This is a genomic window from Corynebacterium pseudokroppenstedtii, assembly GCF_019754945.1.
Lineage (GTDB): Bacteria > Actinomycetota > Actinomycetes > Mycobacteriales > Mycobacteriaceae > Corynebacterium > Corynebacterium pseudokroppenstedtii.
This window is the reverse complement of sequence record NZ_JAEUWU010000003.1, coordinates 389258-404154: the sequence shown is the minus strand read 5'-3', so window position 1 is coordinate 404154 and position 14897 is coordinate 389258. Positions and strand designations below refer to the sequence as shown.

Below are 14897 nucleotides of genomic sequence, written 5' to 3'. Positions count from 1 at the left end.
GGGGTAATTTCTAGTCAGAGCAGACTTTCCACTGACCATCTTCCTTGGTGAACAACATCGTCCCCGTCGAGGTCGCACCATTGAACGTGGTGTTCACCGACGCGGTAGCTCGGTCACCGTCGACTTTGATGTTGGAGATGTTATTAAATTTCGGGATCGACCCAGCTAAGCCCATCTTGTCAATCGACTCATTGGGCAGAGAATTGATGTTCTCGTCAGAGAACACTTCCGGATGGGCAGCAATACGATCCTTGCACGTATAGGCCTTCGTACTTTCGTAGTAGTGGCGCACAGTTCCGGAGGTATCCCCGTAGTGGCCGAGAGCATCTTTAATGCTCTCGACGTCTTGTTCACTACCGGGCTTTCCGTTGATCGGCTTGGGCCCACTTGACGGGGTTTCGTTGGAGTCTGGAACGGTGGGGATATCCGCACCGAGTTTCGCACCGCCGGACTGCTGATCCCCCGCGGCGTTATCTGATTGTGTTGCGGGCGGCTGTGTTGTTTCAGCAGACGATGCGGGTTTTGCAGAAGAACTACTCGATGATGCCTGAGCTGCCGAAGAACTCGTTTCATCATCCGACGATGACCCGTGTGAACAGGCTGCTAATGCCCCACATAGCGTGGCAGTCATGAGCGCAGCCCCCCAACGACGTACCTGCGCGCGAGACTGTCCCCTTTTATCGCCCTGATCCGCAGCCTGTACCTCATCTGCTTCTGACAACACTACATCTGGCACGACACATAGCTCCTTTACCACTAAGATACCGCGGTCATTCTACCTTTCCCGCTAGTAATATCCGCATATTCCCCAAAGCTTCCAGGGTTCTCACAGAATTTTGACACCGTAACGCGACACACCCACTGGTGACACTAGCTAGCCGACGTCGAACACCCCGGCGACGATTGCCGTCGTTGCGAAAAACTACGCTACTTTGCTCGAAACGCAGTCCACGAACGGTTTATCTTTGAAGGCATGCAGCTCACAACGACGGCGATCATCACGAGTGCTCTAAACATTCTGCACGAGTACGGGTTAGGAGACCTCACGATTCGGCGTCTCGCCCGCACCTTAGACGTCGCCCCAGCTGCACTGTACTGGCATTTTCCCAACAAACAGGCTCTCCTCGGTGGGGTGGCTGATGAGCTTCTTTCCCCTCTGGATGATCTTAAGGAGCGACTTCTTAAGAGCGTCGATGACGACGAAGGATCCCTCGATTCCGAATTATCGGGATTATCGGAACCCGTATCGGCGACAGCATCGCAGCCCCCTCGCCCTCAGTGGTATCGACATGCATATATATTCTGCGCCGGCTTTTACCGACAATGCATCTGTTGTCGGGACGCTGCAGACCTCATATCCGCAGCACTACCAGCGGGAATGGTAACCAACGACCCTATCGCCGCATTGTCACAAATCCTACGTTCTTCCTTGCCTGATGACAGTGAGAGCGAAATCCTCGATGGTTCAACAACGCTCATCTCCTTCATCCTCGGTCTCGCTATCCGTGAGCAAACAGCGGCGGAGGCGTCGAAAATTGTTGCTTCCTCAGTGTTTACTGCCGACGATGACCACGATGGAAACGGCGACGAACCATCCCAAACAGACGACGATGCTTCTTCCGCATCAAGCGATCCACGTGCTCCTGAGTGGGACGAACTTCTGGCACACAACACCACGAACATTGACGCGTGGAGAGCACTGCTCAGCGCAAGCGCAAATGCAGGATTACGAATCATCCTCGACGGAATAGCTCAATCTCACGCGGGGAAATCATGGTTTGTCCACCCTCCCCGCTAAAATTAACGTCATGACAAATACACAGGAGCAGGCTTCCGAGAAGATCGTCGATAATGACCACGAGGCCCCAACGATATCCGGGCAAGCAACTTCTCCAGCCACAGATGACGCCACAGCCAACGATGGATCGTCGGCGACATCCTCCGATAACGCACCTGACCCCGTCGTATGGCCAGGAAACTCATACCCTCTGGGGTCGACATACGATGGCTCAGGAACGAACTTTGCTCTGTTCTCAGAGGTCGCCGACAAGGTAGAACTCTGCCTGATTGACAGTGATGGTACCGAGACGCGCATTGAGATGCGAGAGGTCGACGCCCACATTTGGCACTGCTACCTACCTGGAATTATCCCAGGACAACGCTACGGTTACCGCGTTCATGGCCCGTGGGATCCACATCAGGGCCTTCGCTGCGACCCGTCGAAAATCCTGCTCGACCCCTACGCAAAGGCTTTTGATGGGAAATTCGACGGCGACGCTTCCCTGTTCAGCTATGACATCGATAACCCCGATGAACGCAATACCGACGACAGCTTGGGCCACACCATGTTGTCCGTCGTCATCAACCCCTACTTCGATTGGGGGTCTGATCGGCTACCACGGCACCCGATGAACAAGACCGTTGTTTACGAAGCTCACGTCAAGGGTATGACCATGACGCACCCTGACGTGCCCGAGAATTATCGCGGTACCTACGCTGGCCTTGCTCACCCCTCGATCGTCAAGTACCTCAAAGACCTTGGTGTCACGGCGATTGAGCTGATGCCCATCCACCAGTTCTATCAGGATGATCGGCTCCACGAGCTCGGTCTCAGCAACTACTGGGGATACAACACCTTCGGCTTCTTGGCACCTCACCAAGACTATGCAGCTGCCAAGAAACCCGGCGCCGCTGTTTCTGAGTTCAAGAACATGGTGCGGGCCTTCCACGACAATGACATCGAAGTCATTCTCGACGTCGTCTATAACCACACGGCGGAGGGCAACCATATGGGGCCGACGCTGAGCTTCCGGGGTATCGACAACGCGGCTTATTATCGCCTGGTCGATGATGACCGTCAGCACTATATGGACTACACGGGTACCGGAAATAGCCTGAATGTCCGGCATCCCCACACGCTGCAATTGATTATGGATTCGTTGCGGTACTGGGTTACCGAGATGCATATTGACGGATTCCGCTTCGATCTTGCGTCGACACTGGCCCGCGAGCTCCATGATGTCGATCGACTGTCAGCGTTCTTCGACCTCGTGCAGCAAGATCCTATTGTGAGCCAGGTCAAGCTGATCGCCGAACCTTGGGATGTGGGCGAAGGCGGCTACCAAGTCGGAAACTTCCCCGCCATCTGGTCAGAATGGAATGGAATGTACCGGGATACTGTCCGGGACTTCTGGCGCGGCGAGCCTGCGACCTTGGGTGAGTTCGCTTCACGCTTGACGGGATCGTCGGATCTCTACGCCGCAAATGATCGACGTCCTACCGCGTCGATTAACTTCGTGACCGCGCATGATGGGTTCACCCTCCATGACCTCGTTAGCTATAACGAGAAACACAACGAGGCTAATAAGGAAGACAACCGCGACGGAGAATCTCACAACCGATCGTGGAATTGTGGCGTTGAAGGCCCCACGGATAATCCCGACATTATCCAGCTGCGAGGCCGTCAAATTCGGAACTTCTTGACGACGCTGCTGCTCAGCCAGGGCACGCCCATGATCTGCCACGGCGATGAAATGGGACGTACGCAGAATGGCAACAACAACGTCTACTGCCAAGATTCGGAATTGTCGTGGGTGGATTGGTCCCAGGCAACTGATAATAAAGATCTGATCGACTTCACTCGACGGTTAATCGAGCTTCGCAATGATCACCCCGTGTTCCGTCGTCGGAGATTCCTTGCCGGTGGCCCGTTGGGGTACGACGTGCAAGATCGCGATATCGCGTGGATGACGCCCGCCGGAACGCTCATGACGACGGCCGACTGGGACCACGACTTCGGACGGTCTCTCATGGTTCACCTCGGCGGAGAAGCGATTGCTGAACCCGACGAGCAAGGGCAAAAAATCTTCGATGATTCATTCATCTTGTGCTTCAACGCACACCACGAGCGGATAGATTTCACTCTTCCAAAAGATGATGCAGTGAAGGCATCGCGAGATCCAGAAGACACGGATCCTTCGCGCCTCTGGAGCGTCGTCGTCGATACATCACTGCCCACCGGATTCTCCGAAGATGATCCCGATGTCTATAAGCCCGAATCAACCGTTCCCGTTGAGAGCCGATCTGTTGTCGTGCTGTGCCGCCGGCGCCGTCACTCGGCATAAAATTCGGCATAAGGCTACCTGCCATCGCTCGGCGTAAAACTGGTTAGAGTGGAGTGCACCATGACGAATTCCGACACTGATATTTCTTCCCCGGGAAATGAAATCCCAGCTGACGCTAGTTTTTCGCAAATTCAGGCTGACGATGAGACGACGCCCGCTGAGTATGTTGCTGCAATCCCGATCCTCGGGGGAACGGCATATATCAGTGAAAGTGGAGTCACTATCTCACGAATTCCCGCTGCACAGATTTATCTTGACCCGGAGACGAAGATAGATCGGGATTCAATTCGTGGTTGGTCACGGACCGACCCCACCCCACTTGAACCGGGCTTTATCGATCTATTCCTGGATGGCACTCCCCGGACATCGCGACAGCGCTCGCGATTCGCGCCTAACGTTCTCCGGTTTTCACCGGCTCACTCCGTCGACACATCCATTATTGATTTCGCGAATGAAGTCCTCACTGCGATGCAGGCTGATGACTTAGAGAGCTTGCGTCGTATAGCGCGGGCCGTTTCTCATCAGACGGATTCGCGGTCGGCATTTGGCGGTGTAGCTGGTACCGATGCACGGGGCAACAGCTCAGAAGGCAACCAAGCGAAGTCAACTGAGAAGAAACAAGACGATAGCCCTGCCGCACCGGATAACGATGCTCAGCGCAGCAATGTTCTTCAGCCTGCCGATGGCACATTAGATTCACGTCCGCCCTCGTTTATTGCTTTTGACGTCGAAACGGCGAACGAAGCCAATGGTTCGATCTGCCAATTCGGGATCGTCGTCTATCACGAGGGGAAAGAAGCTGAATCCCACACGTGGCTGTGCCAACCGCCTTCGGCCTGGCCAGATTTCACGGCGGCGACCACCGCAATCCATGGGATTACCCCTGATAAAGTCGCCGATGAGCCGTCATGCCATGATCGGTTGGAGCAACTTGCCGAGCTCCTCAGGAAAGAAAACCTCCCCATCGTCGCCCACAATGCCAAGTTCGATATGGTCGCGCTCAGGGACGCGGCTCGGGCAGAGAAAGTCGACATTCCGAACATTACTTTCGCCTGCACCTACCTCCTTGCACGCGCGCTCCACCCCGAGCTTCCGAATTATAAATTGACGACGGTGGCTCAATCGGCGGGTTCAGACGCATTTCATCATCACGATGCCCTGGCAGATGCTCGCGCGTGTGGCGAAATCATGCTGAGTTTGTGCGGGATTTCTCCTCGCGACACAGAGCTGCCATCAGACGTCCAATCGATGGCGGAGGTCGTCGAATCGGCGGGCTACACGTTCGGAACAGTGAAAGACAATTCTGTATCACTTTTCCGGAAACCGCGACGATCTCGGTCGGATCACCAGCAGTCATCACGAAATGGAAAAACGCGGGGGAACCGTGGCCCTTCCAACTGGGAATCCGTTGCTACTCCCCGTGATATTCCTGAGACGAATACCGACGCCGACCCGAACGGACCGCTCTTTGGCAAAAACGTGACGTTGACTGGTGAATTCTCTCCCCTGGATAAGGGACAACTGTGGCAAGCGATCGCTCGGGCGGGCGGAACCGTCGGCAAGAATGTGACAAAGAAGACGACTCTCCTTGTCTGCGGGGAATGGAATGGGAAGACGTCGAAACAGAAACGTGCTGAGGAGCTTCAGGAAAAAGGGCAAGAGATCGAGATCTGGAATCAAGGCCAGCTTCTCGATGCACTAGATCTCAATTAAGTATCGACACCTGATTCCATGTTTTCCTTGGAGGAGGTTCTTCAGGCTCACGATTGAGACGCGGGGATCGAGGGCCGGAACCTTACCATCGAAGCCGGAAAAGGGATGGATTGAGCCACATAGCCTGGGTTACACCCCACATAACCCTGTGAGGTTCGTCACAACATTTTCTCAAGCTTCACGATGCCCGAATAGGGCGATAATATGCCCGATTAGTTGCGGTTAGCTACGAATGGACATTACTGCACGTAAACGAACTGAGACTCGTCGCAAACTCCACTTCCACCCGTATCCCAGTGTCGTAAACGGCGGACACAACGATGAAAATTCGCCAGAAATGGTCGCAGTTTTTTGTCCGATCGGTGTTCATTCAGACATTTTCGGGCTACCATAGAGCGCGACAGATGATCTCCCACAAATAACGGAGAACGTCTACACGACATCGACGTTGCCCATGATGGCAACATAGAAGGAGTTGTAATGAACCAGGAGCAGGCCACTCGCATGACTGAGGCCAAGGGCTTCATCGCTGCCCTTGACCAATCCGGCGGATCCACCCCGAAGGCGCTTCGCGCTTACGGCATCCAGGATGACGCATATTCCTCTGATGCCGAGATGTTTGATCTTGTCCACGCTATGCGTAGCCGTCTGATTACCTCTCCATCCTTCACCTCCGAGAAGGTACTCGCAGCCATCCTGTTCGAGATGACGATGGACCGCGAGATTGAAGGCATCCCTACCGCCCAGTACCTCTGGGAGAAGAAGGGTATTGTTCCGCTTCTCAAGATCGACAAGGGTCTGGCCGACGAAGAAAACGACGTTCAGGTCATGAAGCCCATGCCTGAGCTCGATAAGCTCCTCGACCGTGGCGTCGAGAAGGGCATCTTCGGCACCAAGGAGCGTTCGGTTATTAACGCTGCTAACGCTGAGGGTATCCAGGCTGTTGTTGACCAGCAGTTTGAGATCGGTAAGCAGGTCCTGGCCAAGGGCATGGTTCCGATCCTCGAGCCCGAGGTCACCATCTCCATCGACGACAAGAAGGAAGCTGAAGAGCTTCTGAAGGCTGCCCTTCTGAAGGGTCTGGATGACATCCCTGAGGGCCAGCAGGTCATGATTAAGGTCTCGATCCCGACCGTCGATAACTTCTACGAAGACCTCATCAACCACCCGAAGGTTATGCGTGTTGTAGCGCTGTCCGGTGGTTATGAGCGTGACGACGCTAACGAGCGCCTTTCCCGCAACAAGGGCCTCATCGCATCGTTCTCTCGTGCTCTCCTCGAGGGACTGACCGCTGATCAGTCGCAGGAAGAGTTCGACAACACCTTGGCTACCACGATTGATGGTATTTACAAGGCTTCGATCGCAGGCTAATAGCGACAAAACCAGAGCTAACCCAGCTCATTGGTGATGGAATTCCGGGTGGCAGTGCAGCTGTCACCCGGTTTTTCTATGCGTGGGAGTGTGCGCAGCGTGGAAGTGTGCGCAGCGCAGTAGTGCCACGCAGTGTTACATCGCCACCTCACAGTGACCCCCGCCACATATTGAGGTCACCGGGAACCATACGGCGGTCGCGTCGTCAATAAGAAGCATGACACCTCATCACGCAACTGCTTCGCTTCTTCCTTCCCGTCCCGCCTCGTCATTAGATGTAGACAAAACGCGCTCGAGCACCGAAACACTGAGCAGTTCAGCGGGCGAAGCGCCCATGCAGAGCCACCAACTCGAACTCCAACCACTGACTCAGGTCTCGCAATACCGCGACGCGCTCGTTCACCTCGGTGCAGGTCTTGTAGCCAGGCTCACTGATAAACACGGGACGCCCGTCGATCGCGATAGCCTCACGTGCCCGGCGAATCACGCGTGGGGTAGCGCGGCAGATAATTTCCTGGAGTTCTTCTCTACGGAAAAAGGCCTGCGAATCCACTACCGCTCTATTGACACCACTATTCCAGCTGCAACGGGGTGGGAACTCCGCACACCACCCCCACCCCCACTAAATATCGATAGGTGCGACGATGACTCGCCGCAGCTGAAGGCATCAGTTCGTTCTCGTGGCCAGAGCACCATAACGCGTCCGCAACCGAATGAAGACAGGATAGTCCCTAACGCTCATGCATGGCTGAGCCATCCTATCCTCATGCGAATTCTCCGGGACTACCTCTATGAACAATGGTCTCGTCCCACGGTGATCGGGTGCATCAATAACGGAAATCTCATCGCCATCCCCATTAACGACACACCGTCTCTTCTCCGCGCCCATCAATGGTTAAACAACCATTGGCCCGATAGCACGTTTGAGGTCTTCCGCCAGCTATGGAAGATTGACAACCATTTTCCTGAACCCTGGGCCTGTCCGGAAAAGCAAGTACAGTGGAATCTTGGATCGAGCTGTAGCCAAACTGAGCCCATTCTGGGCACAATCCACGCGAGCGACAGCGCTCTATCGCGTCACACGACCTACATGCCGACACCGCCTAGCAGCTATTACGGTGTCCGAGACCACTAAAGACCGTGGACATCGATCACTCCACGGGATAATGAGGAAAGAGGTAGACCATGCCACGCCGTTCACTCTCAGCCACGTACCGGCTGCAATTGCGCGGCCCGGATGCCGATCCGCACGGGCGGTCTTTCACCTTTGCCGACGCGAAGGCCATCGTGCCGTACCTCAACGAACTGGGCGTCTCTCACCTCTACCTCTCCCCTATCCTGACCGCCCCATCGTCGTCGAACCATAATTACGACGTCATCGATCCCACCGAAGTCAATCCCGCCCTGGGGGGACGCGAGGGATTCGAGGAATTAGCTCAGGCAGCGCATGAGGAAGGGTTGGGAATCATCATTGACATCGTTCCCAATCACTTGGGTATCGATGTACCGAAGGATAATCCGTGGTGGTGGGACGTCCTCACCTACGGGGAAGAATCACGATTCAACTCGTATTTCGATATCGATTGGTCCCCCGGCAACGGGGCCGACGGAAAGCTAGGCATCCCGGTTCTCGGCAGCCCCGACGACGTCAATGCCATCACTATCGTCCCCGTCGACGAGGACAACGCACCTGCTCATGTAGAAGGGAGCGGTGAACCCTGCCGATTCCTCCTGGACTACTACGGCAACTACTTCCCTGTTCGCCCTGGTACAGAAGGAGACGACCCCCTCGACGTCCTCTCAAAACAGCGCTATGCCCTGCGGTATTGGCGCGATGGGGTCATCGGCTACCGTCGTTTCTTCTCTGTGAACGGCCTCGCGGGGATCCGACAAGAAGATCCCGTTGTCTTCGAGCACACACACCGCGTACTGCGGGAACTCATCGCGGCCGGCTTTATCGACGGTGTCCGCGTCGACCATCCTGACGGGCTCGCCGACCCATTCGGTTATTTGTCACGTCTTCGTGGCCTGGTGGGTGATCGCCGCTTACTCCTCATAGAAAAGATTCTCGGCAACGCCGAGCCTTTGGATCCGCGGCTCGACGTCGACGGAACGACCGGTTACGACGCGCTTCGTGAACTCGACGGCATCTTTATCAACCGTGCTGCCGAAAAGAGCCTGGGTGCTATCGCGCAGGAGAGGTCCCAATCGACCTGGGATTCCGACAGTTATGAGTCCGCCATCGTCGCTCTGAAACGCGATGTCGCAACAAATGAGCTGGCTGCAGAGGTGCGCCGACTGGCACGCGCCATTCGGCATGACAACTGGTCAACCATCGGTAGAGATGTCACCGATGAGGAACTGACGCTGACCGTCACCGACGTTATTGCTCATATGCCGGTTTATCGTGCCGATTACCTATCACTTTCGCGATTAACCTCCACTGTTATCCGGAAGATGGCCCACGATAACCCCGAGCGGAGCGCGGCCCTCGACCTCATGACGGCAGGTCTCATGAGTTATGGGGAGGCCTGGACGCGCTTTGCCCAAGTGTGTGGTGCAGTCATGGCGAAGGGTGTTGAAGATACTGCCTTCTATCGCGCGTGCCGTTTAATCGCTCTTCAAGAGGTAGGGGGTTCACCTGGTCTTTTCGGTGTGTCAGCGGCTGAATTCCATCTTCTTCAGTCCGAACGAGCATATTTGTGGCCACGGTCCATGACGACCCTGACAACCCACGACACGAAACGTGGTGAAGATACCCGGGCGCGGATTATCGAGCTCACCGAAATCCCCGATGACTACCGGGAGTTCCTGGACGGATTAGACACCCGCGCTCCTGCTCCGGATCCGGCGACATCACTGTTCTTGATTCAGAACATTATCGGCGTGTGGCCGTCGTCGGGTCGGATCGACTCACAACTCATTGATCGACTTCATGAATACGCCACCAAGGCTGTGCGCGAAGCCGGCCTGCACACCGAGTGGACCGACGTCAATGAAGAATTCGAAAAGTCCATCCACGAATGGATTGACTCGCTGTTCACAGAAGAAACAGCAGAATTCATTACCAGCTTTGTGCAAAAGATAGCTTCATCTGGGCATATCGTTAGTCTGTCACGGAAACTGCTTCAGCTCCTCGCCCCCGGGATACCTGATATTTATCAAGGCACTGAATTCCCCGAAGACAGTTTGGTCGACCCCGATAACCGCCGTTTCGTCGACTACCACTTACGGCGAGCCGCGTTGGCAGAAATCCGCGACGCTGTGGGGCTCGGCGCTCACGTGTCATCACCCAACGGCCCTAGCGTCGACGATATCCCTCTGCTTCCTGATTCCCAGGCTCGCAAGATCGCGGTCACGGCTGTGGCACTAGCGGTTCGGCGCGAACGCCCGTATAGCTTTGTCGGAGCGTCCTACGTCCCCGTTTTTGCGCAGGGTCCGGCTGCTCATCACGCCATAGGTTTCGCACGAGGTAGCCGCCATACCGACGTGGACATCGTCGTTCTGGTCACTCGCAAGCCACTCGGACTCGAACGATCTGGCGGGTGGAAAGACACGACCCTATCCCTTCCCGCCGGACGGTGGACCGACCGGTTTACGGGTGAACGGTACAGCGGCGACATTGCTCTCGCGGACCTCTTCCACCAGCATCCGTACACCGTTCTTGTCCGCGACACACCGTCATTGCCCGACGAATCTCCGCGTTAAGTTCTAGCCCGACGATGTACTGTCCATAACGGGTCACCCATCGTCACGGATCATACGAAAGGAATCTTTACTCAACTTTGTCCCACCGCCACCACAAGCTTCCCAAGGAAACCTCGAGGCAGCGCGAGGCACGAAAGAAATACGCGACATGGACCTCCGCGCACCCACTTGCCGCGAAGCAATTCGCTCGAACGATCGAGGATCTCCTTGGTGATTCCGGAATAGCTTTCGACGCTGTCACTGCTCGAATCAAAGCGCTACCCAGCCTCTTAGACAAGGTAGAGAAGAAAACTGCTACCGGTGAGTGGTTCTTCCCCCATGGATTCGATGACGCCTACGACTTTATTGGCGTGCGGGTAACAACTTTTCACTCCACTGAGATCCCGGAAATCCGGCGCGTACTCGAACAGCACTTTCAGATCGACCGTGTCGTCGACAAAGCAGCTGAAACCCGAATAGCTGGTGGGTTCGGTTATGGTTCTCTCCATCTCATCTGCCGGATCCCAGATATCACCTCTGACTCCACCAATATTCTGATTCAAGAATTAGCCGAATATTCAGGGCAAATGATGGAAGTTCAAATTCGAACTGTCCTTCAACACGCGTGGGCCGAGTTCGAGCATGATGTCCGCTATAAAGGGCCAAATACGGGAAGCGATCCACGAATCGATCGGGCATTCACTCTTGCCGCTGGTCTTATCGAACTAGCCGACCAGCAATTCGACCAAATCGCGTCCATTGCCAACCAAACTCCCCGAGCAACGGATAGTTCCGACGATGCGTCGCTCTCTCCGGAAATCCTGCCGGGCGTGCTTACCGTTATCCTTGGGCCACTTTTCCCTCGCTCGAAAAGCGAATACTACCGGTACGCGTACGCGATGTTGGCTGCCCACGGAATTACCGACGTCGGTGGTTTACGCGAGCTACTGTCCGACGACCTCGCCGAGGCGGTCAGGTCGGTCATGCACCCAGATTTTCCCCCAGGGCAAGTCCGCATGGTCGACGATGTTCTCCTGGCACGATACGGGCGGGACCACATCAAGAAAACCGTCGATATCGGGGATCACGGCGAGACACGATCGGGCCGCTTGGGCAACCGGTGGAAGAAGCTTCTTGATGCCGGACTAGGTGCGGCAAGTAAATCGTAGTCTCATCGTTATCGTTAGATAATCTGAGGAACGGTGGGTCACCGCTATACTCGCCACATCACAGAAGGAGCAGAAAGATGAAATTCCGTGCACAAGACGCCATCCTGATCCTTATTTCAGCGATCTTTTCCCTAGCGTTCTTCCCACCCAAGTGGGCACTGGTTGTTTTTATCCTCCTTGTGCTCGTCGCCGTCGGGCTCAAGTACTGGAGTGAGCGAAAACAATAAACTAAGCGCCCATATCCAATCGCACCTATTCTACTCCGGTCTTTACCGACGACCCCGCAGCTTCTCCATCTGCCGACGCTCTTTCTTCGTCGGTCGACCAGCACCACGATCCCGGCGCGGCATGGACGCAAGTATTTCGGGTGACGGTGGTGGCGGGGAATGGTCGATATAGCACTCTCGTGCTACGGCTGCGCCTACACGTTTGGTGGGAGTTTTGACGACTTCGACAATGAATTCCCGGTGATGTGACCACGCCCGAACGACGTCGCCAGGGACGACTGTTTGTGCCGGTTTGATTTGTTTGCCGTTGACTTTAACGTGACCAGCACGGACTGCGCCGGTGGCAGCGGTGCGAGTTTTGTATAGGCGGACAGCCCACACCCATATGTCGGTACGAACAGCTGAGGTGTTGTCCGCTGCGGAACTGTGTTTCGTCGGTGACATGACCAGGTTTTATGTCCAGGTATCTTCGTGCTTGAGGATTCTCATGACTTTGTAGCCATCCCATGCTCCAGCGACAACGATGAGCATGCTGACGATAATGAAGAATGTCGAACTTGCTACTGCGCTGGTAATCAGCGCGATAATTCCGACACCGGCGAAGGTGGCACTGCGGGCGGAGTATTTTCTCACATCAGCTTTACGTTGTGCGGGTGAGGCTGCGACGTATCGATCAACCTGAGAACTCATGCTTACACTCTAGCGAAGAAATGGTCACTCGATTTTTGATAGTGCCCAGGGGACGGACAGGGGGTTTGGCATGCTCATGGCTGTTCCGAGTTCCTCCTGAAGAACTTGAGTGCGACCTTCCTGTGCTACGTCGAGTGAGCTGAACACAGGGTCATGGAGAAATGCCTCGCTTTTGCCTGCATAATCAATGACGAAAAGTTTGTCGAGACCTCGAAAGATGTCATAGTTTTCGGCTGATATTTCGTGGTAGAACGCCGAACTCTGACCGCCAGAACCGTCCCCCTGCACCGATTGAGGGATGGTGTAGCCCATGTTCGTTATGAATTGCCCCCGTCCGGCCGAATCGTCATAGACGGCGACTTTGCCATCGTAGGGCATGACGATGGCAGCCTTTTTATTCTGGATGTCGGTGTGCTTGTCCCGGTATTTCTTGAAGGACTCCTTGACGCCGTCAATCAGCTTGCTCGCGTCCCCTTCCCTATCAACTGCTTTGCATACTTCTTTGATCTGTTCATCCCAGGGAATTTCATAGTCCTGATACTTGTCGGAATGCGTCGCTATGGGTGCGATGGCAGAGAGACGCTGATGCGCTTCTTTATCCACTGCCGTATTAATCGCCACGATCAAAGAAGGATTTTTGTGGGCAATCGTCTCAAGCACCGACGTTGAGAACGCTTCTTGAGTGCTATCCAACACGATAGGGAGGTCATGAATCTTCCGCGACTGTAAAGCCTCGCTAGTCCAACTATTAAGGGCTTTCGGCTGAACACCGTACGAGGTCGTAATCACGGGGATGATTCCCAACGCGATAAGGGTGTCTCCATCCCCCATTCCTACTGCGGCAACCCGGCTGTCTTTCCCATTCAAACCTTTCTGGTTGGCTCCCGACGATTGCTCTGCGGAATCACCTGACGAATCTGATGAGCATGCGGCAAGACCCCACCCCGCTGCCACAATGACACTGACTCCTGCGGCGCGAAGGAACGAACGTCGGTTAATTCCCGGGCGCCCGGGCTCTCGATCGGGCCGCCCATCACGGCCGCCGATTGTAGTTGTCTGGTTCTGAGATACGGACCCGTTCACAGCCGAACCGTCACTTTCTGGGAGCATAAGACCTTAGGTGGAGGTTTCTCTCCATGTTATTCCGGTCTCGTAGGTGTTGAAAACCCCTTGCGTCAATGCGGCTACTACGGATACCACGGCGTCGACATCGCTCGGGGAGACGACGACGTTGATCTGCGCAATGTTTCCACTGCCCCCGCTACCCTCGTTGAGCTGCGTTGCGCTGGTATCCAGTGGACGTGCGTCCTCAGGTGCACCCGACCCGTACACAGTGGGTTCCACTGACCAGTCATCGCTGCGGAGCGCAGATTCCACGCGGCCTGCGTCGGAAATAGAGACAATAAAGGTAATACGTAAAGCACGACGACGTCGCGATGTCGGCGCGATAGATACTGTCTGCGCCACAGAATCTGAGTACGCGCGAACCAAGCCGCCCGCCCCCAGTTTGGTTCCACCAAAATATCGGACGACGACGGCACACACGTTGGTCATTCCCGATTCGCGCAAGACATTGAGCATCGGCTGGCCAGCGGTTCCTGCAGGTTCGCCGTCGTCGGAGGAACGCTCAATGAGCATCAGTGGCGCGTTCACCTTGTCCGGCATGTCATCAGCTTCATCCGACGCCGCGGTAATAAACGCACTGCAATGGTGGCGTGCATCGGGGTATGCCTTGCGGATATCGGCAACATGCTGGCGCGCATCGTCCTCTGAATCGGCCCGCCGGAGATGGCAAATAAAACGGGACCGTTTGATTTCCTGCTCAGTGGTGTAGTCCTGATAATCCCGCGGGACGACATACAACGGCTGGGTGCTCATAAGGATTTATTGTAAAGCTGGCCTGCTCGCTGAGAACT

At 55.2% G+C, this 14897-nt stretch carries 13 protein-coding genes; 8 read left to right on the top strand and 5 right to left on the bottom strand.

The window, feature by feature from the left end:
- Positions 1-10 precede the first annotated feature (10 nt).
- Positions 11-736: an Rv0361 family membrane protein gene (locus JMN36_RS06955; protein ID WP_204088351.1), complete on the bottom strand. Its 726-nt coding sequence runs from the start codon at positions 734-736 to the stop codon at positions 11-13.
- A gap of 237 nt (positions 737-973) precedes the next feature.
- Between JMN36_RS06955 and JMN36_RS06950 the strand changes: the two genes are divergently transcribed.
- The 8 genes from JMN36_RS06950 to JMN36_RS06915 all read left to right on the top strand — a co-directional run bounded on the left by JMN36_RS06950 (position 974) and on the right by JMN36_RS06915 (position 12291).
- Positions 974-1798 (top strand): TetR/AcrR family transcriptional regulator, encoded by an 825-nt coding sequence (locus JMN36_RS06950; RefSeq protein WP_204088350.1) that lies wholly within the window; start codon positions 974-976, stop codon positions 1796-1798.
- 10 nt (positions 1799-1808) lie between these two features.
- Positions 1809-4124, top strand: coding sequence for a glycogen debranching protein GlgX (glgX, locus tag JMN36_RS06945; RefSeq protein WP_236881650.1), 2316 nt, complete (start codon positions 1809-1811; stop codon positions 4122-4124).
- 60 nt (positions 4125-4184) lie between these two features.
- Entirely contained in the window at positions 4185-5837 is a 1653-nt protein-coding gene (locus JMN36_RS06940) for an exonuclease domain-containing protein (protein WP_204088349.1), read from the top strand.
- 480 nt (positions 5838-6317) lie between these two features.
- A complete protein-coding gene (locus tag JMN36_RS06935) occupies positions 6318-7208 on the top strand; it encodes a fructose bisphosphate aldolase (RefSeq protein ID WP_204088348.1) in 891 nt (296 codons plus the stop codon).
- Positions 7209-7425: 217 nt separating this feature from the next.
- Positions 7426-8343 (top strand): hypothetical protein, encoded by a 918-nt coding sequence (locus tag JMN36_RS06930; RefSeq protein ID WP_204088347.1) that lies wholly within the window; start codon positions 7426-7428, stop codon positions 8341-8343.
- A 50-nt stretch (positions 8344-8393) separates the two neighbouring features.
- Positions 8394-10916, top strand: coding sequence for a malto-oligosyltrehalose synthase (treY, locus tag JMN36_RS06925; protein WP_221924080.1), 2523 nt, complete (start codon positions 8394-8396; stop codon positions 10914-10916).
- Between the two features lie 77 nt (positions 10917-10993).
- Positions 10994-12064 (top strand): GTP pyrophosphokinase, encoded by a 1071-nt coding sequence (locus JMN36_RS06920; protein ID WP_204088345.1) that lies wholly within the window; start codon positions 10994-10996, stop codon positions 12062-12064.
- Between the two features lie 77 nt (positions 12065-12141).
- Positions 12142-12291 carry a hypothetical protein gene (locus JMN36_RS06915; protein WP_156441630.1) on the top strand — a complete coding sequence of 50 codons (150 nt, stop codon included), beginning with the start codon at positions 12142-12144 and terminating at the stop codon, positions 12289-12291.
- A 42-nt stretch (positions 12292-12333) separates the two neighbouring features.
- Here the strand turns inward: JMN36_RS06915 and JMN36_RS06910 are convergent, their stop codons facing one another.
- Genes JMN36_RS06910 through JMN36_RS06895 form a run of 4 tightly spaced genes read right to left on the bottom strand, consistent with a single transcriptional unit; the run spans position 12334 to position 14859 of the window.
- The gene (locus tag JMN36_RS06910) at positions 12334-12735 is read right to left on the bottom strand and encodes an RNA-binding S4 domain-containing protein (RefSeq protein ID WP_204088344.1); all 402 of its coding nucleotides are present in this window, start codon (positions 12733-12735) and stop codon (positions 12334-12336) included.
- Positions 12736-12744: 9 nt separating this feature from the next.
- The gene (locus JMN36_RS06905) at positions 12745-12981 is read right to left on the bottom strand and encodes a hypothetical protein (RefSeq protein WP_204088343.1); all 237 of its coding nucleotides are present in this window, start codon (positions 12979-12981) and stop codon (positions 12745-12747) included.
- Positions 12982-13005: 24 nt separating this feature from the next.
- Positions 13006-14091 carry an ABC transporter substrate-binding protein gene (locus JMN36_RS06900; RefSeq protein WP_204088342.1) on the bottom strand — a complete coding sequence of 362 codons (1086 nt, stop codon included), beginning with the start codon at positions 14089-14091 and terminating at the stop codon, positions 13006-13008.
- A gap of 6 nt (positions 14092-14097) precedes the next feature.
- Positions 14098-14859: an IMPACT family protein gene (locus tag JMN36_RS06895; RefSeq protein WP_204088341.1), complete on the bottom strand. Its 762-nt coding sequence runs from the start codon at positions 14857-14859 to the stop codon at positions 14098-14100.
- Positions 14860-14897: the final 38 nt, after the last annotated feature.